We start from the raw sequence: 20,909 nt of genomic DNA on the forward strand, positions 1-20,909 counted from the left end.
AGCAGTGCTAAGCAATAAAGTTGATGACACTAAAACCGCCTAGCTTAAAATACTGATTAAAATAACAAGAAATCTGCCAAACAATTCTGTCAAATAATAAGGAAAACCCGATGACCCAAGTGACTGCTATGTTAGTGATGTTTGTATTATACGGAGTGCTGCCGGCCGCTGGGTTATATCTGGGGTATCGTGGTATTAAGAAAGTTACCGCGCCCAAAATGCTGGAATATACTGCCATGCCGCAACTAGGCTATATACCAGAGAAAAGCCTACCCGTTGAAGTCAAAACAGCACTTGAGCAAATCAATCGAAAAGGCAAAAAACTCCGCTTGATTTATGGTGATACCAATAATGACGGTAAAATTGATGATAAAGACACCATCAATGAAACCTATATTATGATCCAAAATCTGATGGACCGACACATTCCGCAAGCCGTGGCCGATTATCGCCGCTTGTATGATCTAGATGTGACAGATGGGGCGCGTGCTGATACCACCAAAATCAAACATTCAGATGTCACTGGCAAACAAGCATTGTTAGAAGTGCTTAAGACGATCAATACCCAGTTTGACGATTTACTCAATGCCTCATACCATCAAGATGGGCAAAAACTGCTCGCGACCAATCGCTATCTGCAAGCGCGTTTTGATCATCCAAATGCAGAGTCAACAATGCAGCCGCTGAGTAATCTCAGTAAGAAAACAGAGGCTATTGAGTCACCTACTTTGAGTAGCGCGAATGTGAAAAATCCAGTAGCAGAAGATATTAAACGCTAAATGCTAAATGCTAAATGCTAAGTGCTAAGTGCCAACGATAAGTAGTCATACATAGAATTGAGTGATGAGTAGCGAGCAGTTATGAGTATATTGATAGGCATCGGTATTGTAACGACCGTCACGACTTTTTATCTAGGTAGAAAAGGCTGGCATGCATTGCACAAAGCGGTCGGTATTACCCCAGGTGTGCTTATATATCAAGATGATCATGCGCCATTGTCACTGGCTACGTTAAGTTGGGAGCAGCTTAACTTGAATAAAAAGCACTTAAAAAGCTTGTCAGATCAGCAGCTACGGCAATTAAAGCGTATCGATAACAAAGTGAGTAGCTATCAAGCTTATCAGGCAGCATTACAAGTTCAACATAAAACACCTGCTATAACAGAAGCGCAGTTTGTATTGAACAAAATGCTGCAAACTCGGCTACCTGAAATGCTAGCCAGTCACTACCAATTCACAAATATAAATGTCACTAATGAGAATAGTGAAAAGAGGTTAGAGGCTAGTGAGTTATTGCAAAGTGTTTTAGATAATATCGAACAGCGTTTGGATAGACTACTGGCACAAATGGACGGGGAGCAGCTAAAAGAGCTGCGAGTCATGACGCATTATATTAATAGCCACGACAGCTGAGCCGTTATTTTTATACTGAGTCACTGTGAGGCCTGTAAAAAAGACATAAAAAAAGCGGTCAATGATGAATAGTTATTGACCGCTTTTTTATGTTTATTCTAAATCTATCAAAAACTTAGAATAATGTTAAATAAACTGAATTAGTGCTTATCATTGCGGTCACGACTATTACGCGTGCCGCGGCTGGCAGGGCTAGCACTGCTTTTTTTAGGCTTCGCGCTGCTGTTGCGATTGTCATTACGAGTGTCCGTGCGACGCGCTTTAAGCGGCTTGTTTCTGATGCGCTCTTGCTTTTCTTTAGCCGCACCATGTAGACCTGTGCCATAACGTGGACGTAAGCTCACCAAATCGGTCAATGTATTGATCTCTTTTTTATCGAGCTCTAAGAAACGACCTGTACGTAACTCTTTTGGCAAAGAAATCGTGCCATAACGTGTACGTAGTAGACGACTGACTTTTAGACCTTGAGACTCGAATAAACGACGTACTTCGCGGTTACGACCTTCTTTGAGCTGGACGTGATACCACTTGTTAACGCCTTCGCCGCCGCCTTCTTTGATATCGTCAAACTGCGCCATGCCATCTTCTAACATAACACCAGCAGTCAAGGTGCGAGCAATATCAGGAGTTACTTCACCCAGCACACGAACGGCATATTCACGTGTCACTTCGCTAGAAGGATGCATTAGGCGATGCGCCATCTCACCATCATTGGTAAATAATAATAGGCCAGTTGAATTGATATCTAAACGTCCCACCATAACCCAGCGATCATGAGTGAGCTTTGGCAAGCGCTCAAATACGGTCGGACGACCTTCTGGATCTTTTGCTGAGCAGACTTCGCCTTCAGGTTTGTAATAAGCGATCACTCGGCGACGCTTCTCATTTTCGGCGGTATATTTGATCTGACGACCATCCACACGAATCTCATCACCTGGTGTGACACGGTCACCAATCGTTGCTGGACCGTTATTAACAGATACGCGACCTGCTTTAATCACTTCTTCCATTTGACGGCGTGAGCCAAGGCCCATACGGGCGAGTGCTTTTTGTAATTTTTCATCTTTCATCTTAATGTCCTTGAGTCGGTGGGTTTACATTTCTCAATGTATAATGATTCACAATTGTTTATACTAGATTATAAATGATAATAGGTAAGAAAATGCATTGTTTGCTGTGAGCAGCATTATACTAGTAAAAGACTGCTTGTACTGTATTTTTTGACTTATACACCTCGCAACTGTACTCAAGCCAATTTGAACAAAATCTTGCATATTTTTACTAAGAATGTTTAACAGCTTTTAGATAGTCGTACATATGCAGCAACATAGCAGTGTAAGAATTTAGTATAAATTCAATCAGTGATTAATATACGTAATATATTTAGTTGTAATTGATAAAAAGAATTTATATGCTACATGGAGTAATTAGTTTAAAAATAGCTTTTTGTATCAATCAATAAGAACATTACTGTATAACAGATAACTTATGTTATGATGCCGATTATTTTTGTGGAAGATGTAAAAAAATAACATCGATACAAATTTATTAATACAAAACTGTTTTTAGTCGTTTTATGTGATTGCAGTAATAGAAGAGGCTTTTTGATATGAGACAGACAACTAAGTTGTTGAGTGCAGCGTGTTTGTTAGCTAGTAGTATGCTCTATGGATGTGCTACTACAACCATCAATTCTGGGCTTCAAGCTGGTCAGTTACCGCCCAGTGGATCTTTTACTGCAGAGAATGGTATTAATTTCAATGTACTGCCATTGACTCTCGCCACATTGCCACCTAAACAAGTCGCTCGCTCACAAATGAGTGCCAACCTATCTGACCTAGTACGATCGTCTAATAGGATGAATTACCGTATTGCATCCTCTGATGTATTAAGTATTATCTTGGTAGATTATCCTGATATTAATGCTGCAGGAGCATCTGGTTATCCTGTTGATCAGCAGGGGTTTATACAGTTTCCGTTGATAGGTCGTATACAAGCTGGCGGGCTAAGTGTTCCACAGTTCACCGCAAACCTAAGTTCAAGATTGCAACGCTACCTAAAGTATGCAGATCCGCAAGTGAAAGTTGCTGAGTATCGAGGCAATAAGTTTTTTATCGATGGTGAGGTTAACAAGCCTGGTCAATTCAATATTGCTGACGAACCTGTGTCATTGTACAGTGCAATATCTATGGCTGGTGGTACGACGAGAGAAGGTAACTCAAACAGTATTGTATTGAGAAGAAATGGTATTGATTATCGTATGGGATTACAGTCTCTGCAGCAGGCGGGATTATCAGCCAATCAAATTTATGTACAAGATGGTGACTCTATTCGTGTCAGTAGCGAAGACATCAATAAAGTGTATGTTTTGGGAGAGTTTGGCAAAGTTGCACCTGTACCTATTATTGACCAGGGGTTGAGCTTAGCGCAGGTGATTGGGGAGTCAGCTGGTCTGAATTCTAATACGGCTAATGCGGCTAAGATCTACGTAGTACGTGATCAACCTGAATATCAGCGTACAAATATATACTATGTAGATATGCAGGCGCTCACTAGCTTTCCACTGACTAGCCGGTTTGAGATGTTGCCTAATGATATTGTCTATGTCGACCCAACTGGTCTGACGCGCTGGAACCGTGTTATCAGTGCTTTGTTACCATCAACTTCAGCAATCAGAAGTTTTTCAACTTTATAGGAAGTGATAAGCATGGCGTTTGATAATATTTTGGTTGTTTGTGTTGGTAATATTTGCCGTAGCCCAATGGCAGAAGCTTTGTTAAAAGAGCGTTATCCTAACAAAGTAATTGACTCCGCAGGCGTTGGTGCTTTAATTGGACATCCTGCAGATTCATCTGCTCTCAAGATTATGACTGAACAGCAGATAGATATTACAGACCATATAGCCAAACAAATCGACGAAAAATTAGTAAAAAAAGCTGATCTTATTTTTACCATGTCAGATAGTCAGACTAAATGGATTGAGGAACGTTGGCCATTTTGCCGTGGTAAAACCTTCAAGCTTGGTCACTGGCAAAATAAGGATATTGCTGACCCATATAAACATGAAATGAGCGCTTTTGAGACAGCATATCAAGATATTGTTGATGGTCTCGATCAGTGGGCCGATAAAATTAACTAAGTAATGCTTATCCGATGAACAAGCTGAAGTGGTAGACCTATAGTTATGAGTACAGATTCGAAAAATTTATCAAACCCTGTTTCGAAAGAAGATAATGATGACATTGATCTTATGGCGCTGCTGTTTGCCATTTTGCGTGGCTGGAAAACTGTATTGTTTTTCGCATTAATTGGCTTATTGATTGGTGTGCTGTACGGGCGCTATGTGAACCCCACTTTCAAATCCGATGCTTTGATACAAATAGAGGAAAACTCTCAAGGTATATCAGCATTAGGTACAAGTGCATCAGAGCTCATCGCTCCACAATCGAGCAAAGCTCAGACAGAGTCCGAGCTGATAAGATCTCGTATGATACTTGAGCCTGTAGTAGATAAGTTAAACTTGCGTATACGTCTAACGGATCCTTCTATCGGCTATATTGATCGGATCAAAAGTGATCGCGTCGCTACCCAAGTTAATACTCCTGATGGTGTATCGTTACAAACAGAAGACGGCGATGCTCAGATTAGCCAGTTCAATGTATCGCAAGCTTATCTTAATCAAATATTTACTCTGACCAAATCCGAAACAGGTTTTGTCCTGAGCAATGGGTTCGATGATTTTAAAGGCCAGTTGAATAAACCGCATTTATTTAAGGGTGTAGATGGTCAGATTCAGATTACTGTGACTGATTTACCTGACAACTCTCATCCTATCAACTTAGCCAAGCAATCTCTACAGGTTACTACTGATTCAATAAACAGCAAGCTATCCGTAGTTGAGCAAGGGCAACAGACTGGTATTGTTGAACTGTCTATGACAGGGTCTAACCAACAGCAAGTCAGTTTGATATTGAAAGAAATAATTCTGTCTTATGTAGATCAGAACCAAACGCGGGGCACTGAAGAAACAACCAGAACAATCAAGTTTATGGAAACACAGATCCCAGACTTGAAGAAAAAGTTAGAAGATTCTGAAGCAGCATTTAATAAATTCCGTGAAAATAACGGTACTATTGACGTTAGCAAAGAAGCTGAACTTTTATTATCAGAGAACTCTCAAATTGATACACAGATTAATGAGCTCAAGCTGAAAAAAGCTGATTTGACTACCTATTATACGGAAGAGCATCCATTAGTCATCCAGATCAACGAACAACTCGACGTACTTAATCGTAGAAAACAAAATATAGATGACACCATTGAAGGATTGCCGGAAATACAAAGGGAGTTCTTACAGTTGTCTGAAGATACAGCGATTAATAGAGAAATATACCTAACACTGCTAAAAAATTATGAACAGCTAAAAGTCGTGAGAGCTGGTCAGATCGGCTACGCTCGTATTATTGATTTGCCTATCAATACTTTCAATGCTATTGCGCCAAATAAGCCACAAATTTGGGTGTTAGCAACGCTACTAAGCACTATGATAGGTGTATTGCTCGTACTCCTGAAAAACATGCTTAGAAATGTGGTTAAAGACCCTGAACGTATCGAAGCAAAAACGGGTGTACCTGTGGTCGCAACGATTCCTCGTTCACCTTTACTGACCAGATTACGTAAAGATAAGAAAACGCCTAGTCGTTTGCTGGCCTATACTGATAGTAACAGCTTGAGTTATGAAGCCATCAAAAGCCTAAGAACGAGCCTGATGTTCGGTATGACGACACCAGAGCAAGCGGGCCAAAGGGCGAAAGTTATACTTATCACTGGTGAGAGTCCTGGCGTTGGTAAATCATTTATCTCGGCCAATCTAACGGAAGTTTTTGCTCAGTTAGACAAGAAGGTGCTGATTATGGACGCAGATATGCGCTTGGGTGAGCTGCATAAAATATTTGGTATGACCCAATATAACGGTTTGGCCGACTATCTATCGCAAGATAAATTATCACAAAATATGACTGATTTTGCGCAGAATAACGCTCAAGTCCCAGAAGCTATCACCACCCAAAATATCAGTAATCTAGCGAGCTTTATCCATCCGACCAATATAGATAATATTGATTTTATGCCAAGGGGCGAGTATCCACGTAATCCTGCATCGCTGTTGTCTGATAGCAGGCTCAATAACCTAATGACAGAGTTAAGCTCACACTATGACTATATCATTATTGATTCACCGCCGATCCTAGCAGCTTCCGATGCAATGATACTGGCGCAATATGCTAATAAAGTATTGATGGTAACTAGATATGATAACTCAATTGAGGGACAGCTGGTCTATGCGGTCAATCAAATGAATAAGGCAAATATAGAAGTAGATGGAATTATCTTAAATGACGTACAGCAGGGTATCATGAGCAAATACAGCTATCATTATAGTTATGCCTATGGTAACAACCAGTAGTATGCTATTAACTAACTTAGTTCTTAAAAACGATGTGGTATGAATAGACAATCCATATGGTTGAAACGTCTTTACATAGTGTCAAACGTAAGCCGAAGCTTATAGGTGGAAATGTGTTGCAATCTATCGCTCAGTACCTGTTGTCGCTGCCAAGATATGTCAAGCGTCTGATTTTGATTAGCGCAGACTTTATAATGGCTATTGCCTGTCTGTTTTTGTCACTATTATTGCGATATGGTTATATCGAGCTTCATATTAGTTTATGGACATTAAGTTTATATGCCTTAATTCCTGTCATTGGTTTATACCTTGTAGGCTTTTATCATGGCGTATCTAGAGGGTTTCTTGATACGGTTATGAGTGGTGTATTGCAGCTGTTTTTTGTGCTGATTGTTTTTTATGAACTGATTATCTACTTTGATGTACTGCCACAAATCCCTCGATCGACCCCTATTTTGTTTCTGTTTTTGCTTTATATCTGGCTGTGGAACAGTCGTCTGACAATTAAAGAATTATTGAAGCGATGGCAAGGTAAGCGTTTTGAGGGTGAGCTTATAGACTACGATAATATTTTGATTTATGGTGCAGGTGAAGCAGGGCAGGAGTTGATGAAAGGTTTGAGTAACTCACATAAATATAGTGTGGTTGCTTTTGTTGATGATGATCGTCAGCTAACAGGTGCCCATATTATGGGTAAAAAGATTTACCATACTGATAACTTATTGGATATCGTAAATACCCTTGATATTGCCCAAGTATTTTTGGCAGTACCCTCGATTAGCCGTGCTCGTAAGCGCAAAATTATTGAAAAGCTTTCACATATCTCTATCAAGATAAAAGAACTACCCAGTCTAAAAGAATTGGCTGACGAAAAAGTCACGGTTAGCCATATGCGCAAGATCGATATATTAGACGTATTAGACCGCCAAACTGTAGAGCCAGACGAAGAGTTGCTGAAGAAAAATATCGCTCATAAATCTGTCTTGGTAACAGGGGCTGGTGGCTCTATCGGTAGTGAGTTGTGCCGTCAAATCATCAAAAATAAACCAACTTGTCTGGTGTTATACGAGCTATCAGAGTTTGCCCTTTATAGTATTCACCAAGAGCTTTTGGCAAAACAGGCTAGTAGTAATGAATATCAGGATATTCAAATCGTATCCATTATTGGTAATGTGACTGATGAGCATAACCTTATGCGGATATTTCAGACTTATCATGTACAAACAGTCTACCATGCAGCAGCATATAAACATGTGCCTATGGTCGAGCACAATCCGTTTCAAGGGGTTATTAATAATAGTCGCGGTACTTACCATTGTGCGCGTGCTGCTATTCAAACAGATGTAGAAACTTTTGTTTTGATATCTACTGACAAAGCTGTTAGACCTACTAATGTGATGGGTGCCACAAAGCGTTTAGCTGAGCTTGTGTGTCAGGCATTAAGTTATGAAGCCAATTCAATCAAGCCAGGTAGCAAAACCTGTATTAGTATGGTTAGATTCGGCAATGTGCTAGGCTCATCAGGATCTGTAGTACCTGTTTTTACCAAACAAATCGAAAAAGGTCTTCCAATTACTGTCACCCATCCTGATGTGACACGCTATTTTATGACTATTCCAGAGGCTGCTAATCTAGTAATACAGGCAGGTGCTATGGCGCAAGGTGGTGAGGTTTTTGTGCTTAATATGGGAGAGCCAGTAAAGATTGTCGATCTGGCTCAGCGTATGATTCGCCTAAGTGGGCATGAGGTCAAAGACGATAAGCATCCTAATGGTGATATCGAAATTGTCTTTACAGGTCTTCGTCCTGGTGAGAAGCTCTATGAAGAGCTCATAATCGGTGATGACAATGTTGAAGAAACTGCTCATCCTCTTATTATGCAAGCTATGGAGCATAGGTTTTCTCTAGCAGATCTTGAACGGGTATTAGAGAAGTTACCAGAAAAATCTCAATTATACGACGTTGTATGGTTAAAGTTGCAGTTCAAACATTTTGTAGATGGATATAAAGAAGATACTACAGTTCACTCCTAATTTGGAAAACACTCATTGATAAGGTTGGTTGATAGATACTATGCTAAATATTGATAATATTAAAATTGCCGTTATTGGTCTTGGTTACGTGGGGCTACCATTAGCAGTAGAGTTCGGTAAAAATCACTCGGTTATAGGCTTTGATATCAATGCTGAACGTATTTCAGCACTTAATACAGGTATTGATCATACTTTAGAAGTCAGTGAAGAGGAGTTAGCAGAAGCTACACATTTAGGATACAGCTCAGATATCAATGAGTTAAAGGACTGTAACTTCTTTATTGTGACTGTACCTACTCCTATTGATGACTACAAACAACCTGACTTAACACCGCTTATAAAAGCATCGGAAGCAATCGGCGGCGTATTGAAGCAAGGTGATATCGTCGTTTATGAATCAACCGTATACCCTGGCGCGACTGAAGAAGTGTGTATCCCTGTACTAGAGCAGGTATCAGGCCTAACCTTTAATCAAGACTTTTATGCAGGTTATAGCCCTGAGCGTATTAACCCAGGTGATAAAGAGCACCGTGTAACTAACATTCTGAAAGTCACCGCTGGTTCAACGCCTGAGATTGCGGACTTTGTCGACGAAGTCTATAACTTAATCATCACTGCTGGTACTCATAAAGCACCTAGTATTAAGGTAGCGGAGGCAGCAAAAGTTATCGAAAATACGCAACGAGATGTCAATATTGCTCTCATTAATGAGCTTGCAGTTATTTTTAATAAAATGGGTATCGATACTGAAGCAGTGCTAGAAGCTGCTGGTACTAAATGGAATTTCTTACCGTTCCGTCCAGGTCTAGTCGGCGGCCACTGTATCGGGGTTGATCCATACTACTTGACGCACAAAGCTCAAGCCATCGGCTATAACCCTGAGATTATCTTAGCGGGCCGTCGCTTAAACGATAGCATGGGCGAGTACGTAGTCACGCAGTTGGTCAAAACCATGATTAAAAAGCGCATTCAGGTAGAAGGCGCAAAGGTACTAATTCTAGGTCTTAGCTTTAAAGAAAATTGCCCAGATGTACGTAATACTAAGGTTATTGATATCGTACACGAGCTGCAAGAATATAATATCGAGGTCGATGTGTACGACCCATGGGTAGATGCTGTAGAGGCCCAAAGAGAGTACGGTGTTAAGCCTGTCAATGAGCCTACAGCCAATAGCTATGATAGTATTATTTTAGCAGTAGCTCACAGTGAGTTTGTCGATATGGGCGTAGCGCATATAAGAAGTTTAGGTAAACATAATCATGTGCTATATGATCTGAAGTATGTGTTCGCCAAAGAAGACACAGATATCCGTCTATAAGCCTATATAGTCTTACAATAACAGCATGCGAGCAATACTATGACAGCGACAACCTACAATAAAGTGAAAGAAACATTAGTACAGACGCCTAAAACTTGGCTTATCACAGGAGTAGCGGGCTTTATCGGCTCTAATTTGCTTGAGACACTATTATTGCTTGATCAAAAAGTGGTTGGGTTAGACAATTTCGCCACAGGTTTTCAGTATAATTTAGATGAAGTAAAAAGTTTAGTAAGCGCTGAACAGTGGGAAGGTTTTACTTTTATAGAGGGTGATATTCGTCAGTTAACTGATTGTTCGAAAGCCTGTCAAGGTGTTGATTACGTGCTGCATCAAGCAGCGCTAGGCTCAGTACCGCGCTCTATCGCTGATCCTATCGCAACCAATGAGACTAATATTTCAGGCTTCTTAAATATGATGGTAGCCGCTCGTGATGCTAATGTAGCTAGCTTCACCTATGCTGCTAGTAGCTCAACATATGGTGATCATCCGGCACTGCCAAAAGTAGAAGATGCTATTGGTAATCCTTTATCGCCGTATGCGGTGACTAAATATGTTAATGAGCTGTATGCAGATGTATTCTCACGTACTTATGGCTTTAAGACAATAGGTCTACGGTATTTCAATATCTTTGGTAAGCGTCAAACGCCAGACGGTGCCTATGCGGCGGTGATACCGAAATGGACGGCGGCGATGATTACAGGCGATGAAGTCTTTATCAACGGCGATGGCGAGACTAGTCGTGACTTCAATTTTATTGAAAATGCTGTACAAGCAAATATCCTAGCAGCGACGGCTAATGATGAGGCTAAAAATGAGGTGTATAATGTAGCAGTCGGTGGTCGTACTACCCTTAATACACTGTTTTCAGCGCTTACAGAGCATTTAAGTACTAATGGCGTTAGCTACACTCAAGCAGCAGTCTATCGAGATTTTAGAGCAGGGGATGTGCGTCATAGTCAGGCTGATATTAGCAAAATACAAAATGCATTAGGCTATGCGCCACAGTTTGATATTGTTCAAGGTATTGAAAAAGCGATGCCTTGGTATGTACTAAATCACAAATAAACTTATTTAATAGGATATGTAATGAAGAAATTTGCGCTAATAGGAGCTGCTGGATATATTGCTCCAAGACATATGCAAGCCATTAAAGCTACAGGAAATGAATTGGTTGCCGCTTATGATCCGAACGACTCTGTAGGAATTATAGATAGCCATTTTCCTGAAGCACATTTTTTTACTGAGTTTGAAAGATTTGATCGACATGTAGATAAGTTGCATCGTCAAGCTGAAAATAAAAAAATAGACTTTATGTCAATTTGTTCTCCTAACTATCTACATGATTCTCATATGCGTTTTGCTTTACGTAGTGGTGCTGATGCTATTTGTGAGAAGCCTTTAGTTTTAAACCCTTGGAATATTGATGGTTTATTAGAAATAGAAAAAGATACAGGGCATAAAGTAAATACCATTCTTCAGCTAAGAGTGCATCCTGCTATCGTTGCGCTAAGAGAAAAAGTAAAAAGCCAACCACGAGATAAAAAATATGAAGTCGATCTAACGTATATCACTTCTAGGGGCAAATGGTATTTACAGTCATGGAAAGGTGATATTAATAAGTCGGGAGGAATTGCAACTAATATAGGGGTGCATTTCTTTGATATGCTGCATTTTATATTTGGTGATTTACAGCAAAATATTGTACATCATGTTTCAGAGACGAAGTCTTCTGGTTTTCTAGAATATGAAAATGCTCGTGTGCGCTGGTTCCTATCTATTGATTTAGAAGATGTGCCAGCTGATATATTGGCTACAGGACAGCGTACATTTAGATCGATTACGGTGGATGGTGAAGATATTGAGTTCTCTGGCGGTTTTACCGACTTACATAATCGTAGCTACGAGCAGATATTGGCAGGTAATGGTTTTGGCTTAGAAGAAAATCGTACCGCGATTAGTACTGTAGCTCATATTCGCGATGCTCAGCCTATTGGTTTACAGGGTGATTATCATCCTTTCTTGAGTAGATAAGGAAATATGATAATGAATGATTATTATCAGCACTCTAGCGCAATAGTCGATGATGGTGCTCAAATAGGTGAAGGATCTCGAGTCTGGCATTTCGTACATGTCTGTGGTGGGGCTAAAATTGGAAAAGGTGTTTCACTTGGTCAAAACGTCTTTATAGGTAATAAAGTCATTATTGGTGATTACTGCAAGGTACAAAACAATGTATCAGTTTATGATAATGTAACTCTAGAAGAGGGTGTGTTTTGTGGACCAAGTATGGTCTTCACCAATGTATATAATCCACGCTCTCTCATTGAGCGTAAAGATGAATATCTCAATACTTTAGTAAAAAAAGGTGCCACATTAGGTGCAAACTGCACTATCGTGTGCGGGATAACCATCGGCGAATATTCTTTCGTGGGAGCAGGTGCAGTAGTAAACACAGATGTTCCAGACTATGCCTTGATGGTAGGCGTACCTGCAAAACAAATTGCTTGGATGAGTGAGTATGGTGAGAAGTTAGACATACCGCTCACTGGTAACGGTGAAGCAATATGCGAACATACTGGCAGTAAATATGTGCTTTCCAATGGCCAATTAGCCAAGGAGGCTTAATATGCAGTTTATTGATTTAGCAGCACAGCAAGCAGTCATAAATGATAAGTTACAAGCCAATATTCAAAAAGTATTGGCCCATGGTCAATATATTTTAGGCCCTGAAGTTCATGAGCTTGAAGAAAAGCTATCAGCATATACAGGTGCTAAATACTGTATCACTTGTGCCAATGGTACTGATGCGCTACAAATTGCCCAAATGGCATTTGATATCGGTCCTGGAGACGAGGTCATCACGCCAGGATTTACTTATATTGCGACAGCAGAGACGGTCGCGGTACTAGGTGCCAAACCTATCTATGTAGATATCAATCCAAAAACTTATAACCTAGATGTCGAGCAACTTGAAGCTGCCATTACGCCGCGTACTAAAGCTATCATCGGTGTCAGTCTCTATGGGCAATGCGCAGACTATGATGCTATCAATGCTATTGCAGCTAAACATAATATTCCAGTGATTGAAGATGCAGCACAAAGCTTTGGTGCCACGTATAAAGGTAAAAAATCTTGTAATTTAACAACTATTGCTTGCACCAGCTTTTTCCCAAGTAAACCGCTCGGTTGCTACGGTGATGGTGGGGCTATTTTTACTAATGATGAAGAATTGGCTAAAATAATTCGTCAAATAGCACGCCATGGTCAAGATCGCCGATATCATCATATACGTGTAGGGGTCAATAGCCGATTAGATACTTTACAAGCAGCGATATTGCTGCCTAAGCTTGAAATCCTAGATGATGAGATGCAAGCACGTCAGCGCGTGGCAGAGACGTACAATCAACTCTTTACTGAAGCAGGTATTAGGACGATACCATTTATCGAAGCACATAATCAGAGTGCGTGGGCGCAATACACTATCCAAGTTGATAATCGTGATGAGGTGCAAGCGAAGCTAAAAGAGCAGGGTATCCCTACAGCCGTACATTACCCTATTCCGTTAAATAAGCAACCTGCCGTTGCAGATATCAATGCAATACTGCCAGTAGGTGATGAAGTGGCTCAAAAAGTAATGAGCTTACCGATGCATCCTTATTTAAAGTGTGAAGAACAGAAAAAAATAGTTAAGGCCTTAGCTGAATGAATAAACCAATACATATTCTAATTATTCCTTCTTGGTATCCACATACTACAGGAGATATCGGGGGAAGTTTTTTTCGTGAACAAGCCCACGCTTTAAGGAAAGCAGGGAATAAAGTTGGTGTGATATATCCCCAAGTTAAAAGTATAAAGGATATAAAGAGGGTTTGTTTACAACCCCATGGAAGAGAGTATATTAACGATAACGGCCTACATACTTATAAATTTCATTATTTAGCAATACCTAAATTACACAGAATCCAACGCAAAAGATGGGTAAGTCATGGATTAAAGCTTTTTGAAAACTATACTGCTAAATTCGGAATTCCAGATATTATCCATGTTCATTCTTTAAAACCTGCGGGTTATTTAGCCTTAGAAATAAAAAATAAATATCAAATCCCCTATGTGGTTACAGAGCATAGTACTGCTTTTGCAAGAGGATTAATACAAGAAAACGAGATTAAAAATCTCGAAAAAATAGTTTCTGCAGCTGATTACAATATCGCAGTAAGTGAACCTTTTTCTAATTTATTAAATAGTTTTTTTGGCCTAGAAACTTGGAATTACATCCCTAATATTGTTAATAATGATTTCTTAAATGCTAATATTGAAGAACCAAAAGAAACATTTAAGTATTTAAGTATTAGCTTACTAACAGAAAAAAAAGCTGTTGATAATTTAATAACAGCTTTCTCTGATATTACGAATAAGATACCTAATGCAGTGCTGCATATTGGTGGTGACGGTCTAGAAAAAGTAAATCTACAAAAATTGGTTAGCGAGTTAAATCTAGAAAGTAAAGTCGTATTTCTAGGAAGCCTCTCTCGTGAAAGAGTTAAGTTAGAGATGGCAAACAGTTCTGTATTTGTATTGCCTAGTAGATACGAAACATTTGGTGTGGTTTTAGTTGAGGCTTTAGCGTTGGGTAAACCAGTGATAGCAACTAAATGTGGTGGCCCAGAAAGTATAGTTAATGAGAAAGTCGGCAAACTAGTTAAGGTAGACGATATTAGTGAACTCTCTAAAGCTATGTTGGATACATACTTAAGCTATAATAAATATAATTCAAACGACATCAGAGAGTATTGCATCGATAATTTCAGCGAAGAAGCGGTAACTTCAAAGCTTGGCAATGTCTATCAATCTGTACTTTCTGGTTCAAATTAATGAATAAAAAGACTATTTTAAGCTATGCTATAGGTCCTATAGGTTCTGGAATCCTTGGCTTAATCTCTCTACCAATAATCACTTGGTTTTTTTCGGTAGAAGACGTTGGTAGAATATCAATGCTACAAGTAGTAGCAAGCTTTTCGGTGTTACTTTTCTGTTTAGGTCTCGATCAAGCATATGTACGTGAATACCATGAGGTAAAAGATACGCCAGAGCTGTTAAAGCTTACACTTATGCCTGGATTGTTTTTAACAATGCTAGCATATAGTTTAGTATTTATCATAAAGCCTACCTTAGTTTCTGAGTGGCTATACGAAATTCCAAGCGTCTATCTAAGTGTTATAAGCATTACTTGTTTTATTTTAAGCATTATCTCTCGTTTTCTGTCTTTAGTACTAAGGATGCAGGAGAAGGCTCTAGCATTCTCGATGAGTCAACTTCTACCTAAAATCATATTTTTAATATTCATCATTTCGACAGTTTGGCTAGGATTCAAAAAAGATATCTATACCTTAGTTACTGCACATTTCTTATCTATACTAGCAGTATTTTTAGTATTTTCATGGAATACTCGTAAAGAGTGGTTAGCTTCGTTTAAATACAGATTTAATTGGTTAAGATTCAAGCCTTTATTGTTATTTGGACTACCTTTAGTTGTAGGAGGCTTAGCCTCTTGGGGCTTGAATGTTATGGATAGGCTTTTTTTACGTGGCCTGTCGACGTTTGCAGAGCTAGGTGTATACTCAGTGACCATGAGTATCGCAGCTGTTGCTACCGTTTTTTCTGGTATTTTTAATACTATATGGGCGCCTTTGGTTTATAAGTGGGTTAAAAATGAAGAGATGAATCTAAGTAAGATTGATGAAATATCAGAGCACTTATTAGCAGCTATCTACTTTATAATCGTTTTATCTGGTTTATTCTCTTGGGTTCTGCCATTTTTTCTCCCAAAAGAGTATGCAGCCATACAGTATTTAATTACCCCATGTTTATTAGCACCACTTTTTTATACCCTTTCAGAAACCACCTCTGTTGGGATAGCTATTGCTAGAAAAACAAGCTATTCAATGTTTGCCTCTATACTTGCCATGTTATCCAATGCAGTAGGGAATTATTTATTGGTTCCTGAAATGGGGGCTCTGGGGGCGGCTATTTCTACCGCTTTTTCATTTTGGTTTTTCTATATTTTAAGAACCGAATTATCTTGTAAGGTTTGGAGAGATATTCCTAGAGCTAAGTCTTATGTTGTGATTACTGTGTTATTAGGTTTTACAATAATTTCTTCTTTATTTTCCCATATAAATTATTTATCAGTACTAATTTGGGGATTGCTATTTATCACAGGTATACTACTATTTAGTAAATCTATTAAATTAGCCTTAAAACAATCAAAGGTTTTAGTAAACTAAATGCAAGTGTTTACTAAGCGATTTAATAATCAAAAAATAGTCTTAAGGCATTCTAAGTCAGGGATAATTAATGCAACTTAGTTGTAGACTATTAAATATAAAGATATAGCCAAACCCATTTAAAAGTGTTATAAATTAATTATTAGACCCAATTGTTATTATAAAGACCATGACTTACTCACTAGATTTTCGCAAACAAGTACTAAAAAGCTTAGACGAGGGTATGACCTTTGCCGGGGCGGCTGAATTCTATAATCTCAGCCCAACCACCATACAAAACTGGAAGAGACTTGTTCAGAGCAAAGCAACCAGGCAAACCAAACCCTATAAAATACCAGATGACGTGCTACTTAATGATGTCAAAGAACATCCTGATGATTACCAGTATGAGCGAGCCCGTCGTTTAAATTGTAGTAAAACAGGCATTTATCATGCCCTAAAGCGCCTAGGCATCAGTCAAAAAAAAGACATTAGAGCATCCAAAAGCGTGTCCAATAAAAAGAGCGGCGTATCAGAGAAAGCTTGATAGATTTACGCAGCAATGCTATCCCATTGTTTATATGGACGAAAGCGGCTTTGAGCACAAGACCATTCGCTCTCATGGTTATGCACCGATTGGTAAGCCTTGTATCGATAGCTACAACTGGCAAGGTAAAAAGCGAACCAACGTTATCGGTGCTCTATATGAAAAGATGCTGTTTGCCCTAGATTACTTTGAGACAAACATCAACAGCATCGTCTTCTATCACTGGTGCAAACACAAGCTAATCCCAAGTCTTAAAACCAAATGCGTGATTGTAATGGATAATGCCAGATTTCATAAGAGTAAGCGTATTCAAAAGCTACTTAATAGACATGGTCATCGTATTTTATGGTTACCACCCTACAGTCCTGATCTGAATCCTATTGAAAAGAAATGGGCACAAGTAAAATTCCTACACCAAGGATGGATGAAGAATAATCTACCTAAACTGTTTTATGATATGGGCTGTATCGATTTTGTGTTAAACTGACTATATACAAAAATTAGTGCTAATACTCTTAAATCGTATTAATTTATAATTGAACTAAAGGGCTTTTGATGAAGATTTTGACTATTACTTCTAATGATCTAGGTATATCTTGGGGTCCAGCAATTCATTATTTGGAGTTATGGAATGAGGTAGTTGAGCATAGTGACTTTGAAGTAGTAGGTATTTCGCCTAGCTGGACTAAAAAGGAAACTATTGTTCAATCTTCTTTTAAATTAAAAAGTATTCAGATACCTGATTTAAGAGGAGTTAGACAAATAATTTATGACTCTAAAGTTTTCTACTATCTTATATTAAATCATAAGAAATATGACTTAATTTATATTCGCCTAAGTCATTGGCACTTACTTCAAACAATATTTTTTTTAGTAAACAAGAAGAAGTTCGTGTTAGAAATTAATGGACTAGCAAAAGAAGATTCAATATCTTCAAAAAAGAGTTTTATATATTCATATATTGTTAAGCTTCAAGAAAAATGGTTGGTTGAAAATGCTCAACTAAATATATGTGTTAGTAGTGGTATTGAAAATACTCTTAAAAAGCGCTATAAAAAAATTATTAATACTATCACTATCGCAAATGGAGTAGCTACAAGTTTCTTTAGAAAAAATTATAATAAAAAAAATACATCTTCACAATTGAAAGTTGGCTATGTAGGTACATTTACTTCATGGGATGGAGCAGCTGATATCTCTAAATTAGCAAGATATTTCCCTAATATCGATTTTATTATGGTAGGGCATGGTGACTTGAAAGCTGAGATTCAAGAATCTGCACCAGAAAACGTAATCTTTACTGGCAAGTTGGACTACTCTCAGTTACCTGAGTTCTATGCAAGTATCGATGCTGCAATTGTACTCTATGAGTTTGAAAGGCATAGAAATGTCAAAGTATCTTCTTTGAAGACTTTAGAGTATGTTGCATCAAGTTTGCCAATATTCTCTACTAATATAAATGGACAAGAGTTTATTCAGGAAAATGATTTTGGCTTGTTACTTGAGGAAGAAGGCAACTTAGTAGAAAGCTTTGATAAATTCATTAGCAGCCTTGATAACTATAAAAATTCCTACAAATTTTTAGATTATAACTTAGTTGATGTTTTTGGATGGAAAAAAACAGCGTTAAAAACGATACAAGCTATTAAGAAATTAGAACTATAAAAAGGTGTTTTAATATGTGTGGAATAATAGGGTTTTTAAGAAGTTCTATATACTTAAATGAAAGTGATGTTACAAGAACTTTAAGAATAATGACCAAATCTATTTCCCATAGAGGCCCTAATTCAGTAGGCTTTTGGTATGATATTTATGATGAAATAGCTTTAGGTCATCGCCGACTTGCCATATTGGATTTAACGGATTCTGGCCATCAGCCTATGCTCTCTGACGATGACAGATATGTTATGGCCTTTAACGGTGAAATATACAATCACTTAGAAATCCGTCAAGAAATCGAGAATTCTATTCCAACTATCATCTGGAAAGGGCACTCAGATACCGAAACCTTATTGAAAGCAATACAGGTTTTTGGATGGGAAGAGACGCTTCAAAAACTCGTGGGTATGTTCGCTATTGCATTGTGGGATCAACAACAAAAAGAGTTAACACTCGCTCGTGACCGTATGGGTGAGAAGCCTTTATATTGGGGCTGGTCAGGACAGACATTACTCTTTGGTTCAGAGCTGAAAGCATTGAAAGCACATCCAGCATTTAATGCAGCAATAGATAGAGATGCTTTAGCATTATTACTTCGCTATAATTATATTCCAGCACCTTATTCGATTTATGGCGGTATAGAAAAACTATTGCCGGGTCATTTTGTTAAAATAAAGATAGATCAGGCTAGGGAAGAGGTTTCTCCTATATCTTATTGGAGTCTAAAAGAAACCGTTGAAAAGGGAGTATCTGCTCCTTTTACCGGTTCTGATGCTGAAGCAATTGATTTGCTTGAGCATACCATTAAACAGAGCCTTGTCGGACAGATGGCAGCGGATGTGCCTTTGGGCGCTTTCCTCAGCGGTGGTGTGGATAGCAGTACTGTTGTTGCTCTGATGCAGGCCGAGAGCAAACAACCTATCAAGACCTTTGCTATTGGCTTTGATGAACCAGGATATAATGAAGCTGAGTATGCCAAAGCAGTAGCCGAGCACTTGGGGACGGAGCATACAGAATTCTATGTAACGGCTAAAGATGCTCTAGAAGTGGTTCCATTGCTCTCAAGTATCTTTTGTGAACCGTTTGCCGATAGCTCGCAGATACCCACGTATCTGGTGAGTAAAATGGCAAAGCAACATGTTACGGTGGCGTTAAGTGGCGATGCTGGTGATGAACTATTTGGTGGTTATAATACCTATCAGCTATTACCGAAGATCTGGAAAATAGTAAGTCCACTGCCTACGCCTGTTCGTAAACTGGCTGCTAAATTACTATCAGGACTACCGATGCCTGAAAAGCTATTAAAGCTAGTTGAGGTTTTGCCGGTTGATAATCGAGCTGAGTTTTACAACTTAGTAATTAGCCATTGGAAAAATTCTGAGCAGCTGGTCATCGGTGCAAAAAAGGTCCCTACGGCACTGACGGATAAGTCTCAATGGTCTAACGTTGACTCATTTGAAGAGTGGATGATGAGTATGGATGCCCAGCAATATATGGTTGACGATATACTGGTGAAAGTTGATCGTGCCGCTATGGCTAACAGTCTTGAAGTGCGTGTACCTATGCTGGATCATCGAGTGGTCGAGCTAGCTTGGCAATTACCAATTGATATGAAAATCCGTGATAAATCTGGTAAATGGGTATTACGAGAAGTGTTATATAAGTATGTGCCAAAGGAATTGATTGAGCGTCCTAAAAAAGGGTTTTCTATACCTTTAGCCCAATGGTTGAGAGGACCACTTCGAGAGTGGGCAGAACCATTGCTAGCTGAGAAACGGCTAACAGAAGAAGGCTACTTTTATCCGGATAAAATTAGAAAGGCTTGGAAAGAGCACCTAGAAGGTCATAAAGACAACTCTTCAAAACTATGGAGTGTGTTAATGTTCCAAAGCTGGTTGGACAATAATATTAAGGTGGGATTATGAATGTTGCAGTTTATTTCGCTTATCCTATGCAGTACTTTATATATACATAAAAGTGTTTGAGAATTCAAATTAACTATAAAAGATTATGTATGGATGTCATAGCCTAATTATAGTGATTACCTGTAAAATTGAGTATTTGCATTTTAGATAAACTATTTTTTGATATGGGTTATGTTGATTTTATATCGGACTGACTATATTAGACTTCTTGCATAAGTCATCGTCAGCCCTTGTAACTCCGTCAGTGGAAGTCAATGAACTGGTACTTTTGCAAGAGATCTATTT

Annotated in this window: 18 protein-coding genes; 17 read left to right on the top strand and 1 reads right to left on the bottom strand. The window is 38.8% G+C overall.

The window, feature by feature from the left end; translation table 11 throughout:
* Positions 1-110: 110 nt before the first annotated feature.
* Entirely contained in the window at positions 111-779 is a 669-nt protein-coding gene (locus CUR83_RS04280) for a hypothetical protein (RefSeq protein ID WP_284719147.1), read from the top strand.
* 81 nt (positions 780-860) lie between these two features.
* Complete coding sequence (locus CUR83_RS04285) at positions 861-1,412, top strand: hypothetical protein (protein ID WP_284719148.1); 552 nt, start codon at positions 861-863, stop codon at positions 1,410-1,412.
* A gap of 140 nt (positions 1,413-1,552) precedes the next feature.
* On the opposite strand, the gene rluB is transcribed toward CUR83_RS04285, so the two are convergent.
* Positions 1,553-2,482: a 23S rRNA pseudouridine(2605) synthase RluB gene (rluB, locus tag CUR83_RS04290; RefSeq protein ID WP_284719149.1), complete on the bottom strand. Its 930-nt coding sequence runs from the start codon at positions 2,480-2,482 to the stop codon at positions 1,553-1,555.
* 539 nt (positions 2,483-3,021) lie between these two features.
* Between rluB and CUR83_RS04295 the strand changes: the two genes are divergently transcribed.
* From CUR83_RS04295 to asnB, 15 genes are all read left to right on the top strand, one after another.
* A complete protein-coding gene (locus tag CUR83_RS04295; protein ID WP_284719150.1) occupies positions 3,022-4,107 on the top strand; it encodes a polysaccharide biosynthesis/export family protein in 1,086 nt (361 codons plus the stop codon).
* Positions 4,108-4,119: 12 nt separating this feature from the next.
* The gene (locus CUR83_RS04300) at positions 4,120-4,551 is read left to right on the top strand and encodes a low molecular weight protein-tyrosine-phosphatase (RefSeq protein WP_186474892.1); all 432 of its coding nucleotides are present in this window, start codon (positions 4,120-4,122) and stop codon (positions 4,549-4,551) included.
* A gap of 45 nt (positions 4,552-4,596) precedes the next feature.
* Positions 4,597-6,876: a GNVR domain-containing protein gene (locus tag CUR83_RS04305; protein ID WP_186474891.1), complete on the top strand. Its 2,280-nt coding sequence runs from the start codon at positions 4,597-4,599 to the stop codon at positions 6,874-6,876.
* Between the two features lie 113 nt (positions 6,877-6,989).
* A complete protein-coding gene (locus CUR83_RS04310) occupies positions 6,990-8,909 on the top strand; it encodes a polysaccharide biosynthesis protein (protein WP_228724616.1) in 1,920 nt (639 codons plus the stop codon).
* Positions 8,910-8,949: 40 nt separating this feature from the next.
* The gene (gene tviB / locus CUR83_RS04315; protein WP_284719151.1) at positions 8,950-10,227 is read left to right on the top strand and encodes a Vi polysaccharide biosynthesis UDP-N-acetylglucosamine C-6 dehydrogenase TviB; all 1,278 of its coding nucleotides are present in this window, start codon (positions 8,950-8,952) and stop codon (positions 10,225-10,227) included.
* 39 nt (positions 10,228-10,266) lie between these two features.
* Complete coding sequence (locus CUR83_RS04320; protein WP_284719152.1) at positions 10,267-11,295, top strand: NAD-dependent epimerase/dehydratase family protein; 1,029 nt, start codon at positions 10,267-10,269, stop codon at positions 11,293-11,295.
* A 21-nt stretch (positions 11,296-11,316) separates the two neighbouring features.
* On the top strand, positions 11,317-12,261 hold the full coding sequence (locus CUR83_RS04325) for a Gfo/Idh/MocA family protein (protein ID WP_284719153.1): 945 nt from the start codon (positions 11,317-11,319) through the stop codon (positions 12,259-12,261).
* 12 nt (positions 12,262-12,273) lie between these two features.
* The gene (locus CUR83_RS04330; protein WP_186474886.1) at positions 12,274-12,855 is read left to right on the top strand and encodes an acyltransferase; all 582 of its coding nucleotides are present in this window, start codon (positions 12,274-12,276) and stop codon (positions 12,853-12,855) included.
* A gap of 1 nt (position 12,856) precedes the next feature.
* Positions 12,857-13,936 carry a DegT/DnrJ/EryC1/StrS family aminotransferase gene (locus CUR83_RS04335; protein WP_284719154.1) on the top strand — a complete coding sequence of 360 codons (1,080 nt, stop codon included), beginning with the start codon at positions 12,857-12,859 and terminating at the stop codon, positions 13,934-13,936.
* On the top strand, positions 13,933-15,102 hold the full coding sequence (locus CUR83_RS04340) for a glycosyltransferase (protein WP_284719155.1): 1,170 nt from the start codon (positions 13,933-13,935) through the stop codon (positions 15,100-15,102). The genes CUR83_RS04335 and CUR83_RS04340 overlap by 4 nt, the downstream gene beginning before the upstream one ends.
* Positions 15,102-16,514, top strand: coding sequence for a lipopolysaccharide biosynthesis protein (locus CUR83_RS04345; RefSeq protein ID WP_284719156.1), 1,413 nt, complete (start codon positions 15,102-15,104; stop codon positions 16,512-16,514). Before CUR83_RS04340 ends, CUR83_RS04345 begins: the two co-directional genes overlap by 1 nt.
* 169 nt (positions 16,515-16,683) lie before the next feature.
* Positions 16,684-17,040 (top strand): IS630 transposase-related protein, encoded by a 357-nt coding sequence (locus CUR83_RS04350; protein WP_284719157.1) that lies wholly within the window; start codon positions 16,684-16,686, stop codon positions 17,038-17,040.
* A complete protein-coding gene (locus CUR83_RS04355) occupies positions 17,009-17,527 on the top strand; it encodes an IS630 family transposase (protein ID WP_284719816.1) in 519 nt (172 codons plus the stop codon). The genes CUR83_RS04350 and CUR83_RS04355 overlap by 32 nt, the downstream gene beginning before the upstream one ends.
* Positions 17,528-17,595: 68 nt before the next feature.
* Positions 17,596-18,705, top strand: a complete 1,110-nt coding sequence (locus CUR83_RS04360) for a glycosyltransferase (RefSeq protein ID WP_284719158.1) — start codon at positions 17,596-17,598, stop codon at positions 18,703-18,705.
* Positions 18,706-18,719: 14 nt separating this feature from the next.
* On the top strand, positions 18,720-20,624 hold the full coding sequence (gene asnB, locus CUR83_RS04365; RefSeq protein WP_284719159.1) for an asparagine synthase (glutamine-hydrolyzing): 1,905 nt from the start codon (positions 18,720-18,722) through the stop codon (positions 20,622-20,624).
* Positions 20,625-20,909 lie beyond the last annotated feature (285 nt).

Source organism: Psychrobacter pocilloporae (assembly GCF_029872915.1).
Classification (GTDB): domain Bacteria; phylum Pseudomonadota; class Gammaproteobacteria; order Pseudomonadales; family Moraxellaceae; genus Psychrobacter; species Psychrobacter pacificensis.

Bases quoted from the DNA above. Each gene is read 5' to 3' on its own strand.
- CUR83_RS04280 (WP_284719147.1), top strand. From the start codon at position 111: ATGACCCAAGTGACTGCTATGTTAGTGATGTTTGTATTATACGGAGTG.
- CUR83_RS04285 (WP_284719148.1), top strand. From the start codon at position 861: ATGAGTATATTGATAGGCATCGGTATTGTAACGACCGTCACGACTTTT.
- rluB (WP_284719149.1), bottom strand. From the start codon at position 2,482: ATGAAAGATGAAAAATTACAAAAAGCACTCGCCCGTATGGGCCTTGGC.
- CUR83_RS04295 (WP_284719150.1), top strand. From the start codon at position 3,022: ATGAGACAGACAACTAAGTTGTTGAGTGCAGCGTGTTTGTTAGCTAGT.
- CUR83_RS04300 (WP_186474892.1), top strand. From the start codon at position 4,120: ATGGCGTTTGATAATATTTTGGTTGTTTGTGTTGGTAATATTTGCCGT.
- CUR83_RS04305 (WP_186474891.1), top strand. From the start codon at position 4,597: ATGAGTACAGATTCGAAAAATTTATCAAACCCTGTTTCGAAAGAAGAT.
- tviB (WP_284719151.1), top strand. From the start codon at position 8,950: ATGCTAAATATTGATAATATTAAAATTGCCGTTATTGGTCTTGGTTAC.
- CUR83_RS04320 (WP_284719152.1), top strand. From the start codon at position 10,267: ATGACAGCGACAACCTACAATAAAGTGAAAGAAACATTAGTACAGACG.
- CUR83_RS04325 (WP_284719153.1), top strand. From the start codon at position 11,317: ATGAAGAAATTTGCGCTAATAGGAGCTGCTGGATATATTGCTCCAAGA.
- CUR83_RS04330 (WP_186474886.1), top strand. From the start codon at position 12,274: ATGAATGATTATTATCAGCACTCTAGCGCAATAGTCGATGATGGTGCT.
- CUR83_RS04335 (WP_284719154.1), top strand. From the start codon at position 12,857: ATGCAGTTTATTGATTTAGCAGCACAGCAAGCAGTCATAAATGATAAG.
- CUR83_RS04340 (WP_284719155.1), top strand. From the start codon at position 13,933: ATGAATAAACCAATACATATTCTAATTATTCCTTCTTGGTATCCACAT.
- CUR83_RS04345 (WP_284719156.1), top strand. From the start codon at position 15,102: ATGAATAAAAAGACTATTTTAAGCTATGCTATAGGTCCTATAGGTTCT.
- CUR83_RS04350 (WP_284719157.1), top strand. From the start codon at position 16,684: ATGACTTACTCACTAGATTTTCGCAAACAAGTACTAAAAAGCTTAGAC.
- CUR83_RS04360 (WP_284719158.1), top strand. From the start codon at position 17,596: ATGAAGATTTTGACTATTACTTCTAATGATCTAGGTATATCTTGGGGT.
- asnB (WP_284719159.1), top strand. From the start codon at position 18,720: ATGTGTGGAATAATAGGGTTTTTAAGAAGTTCTATATACTTAAATGAA.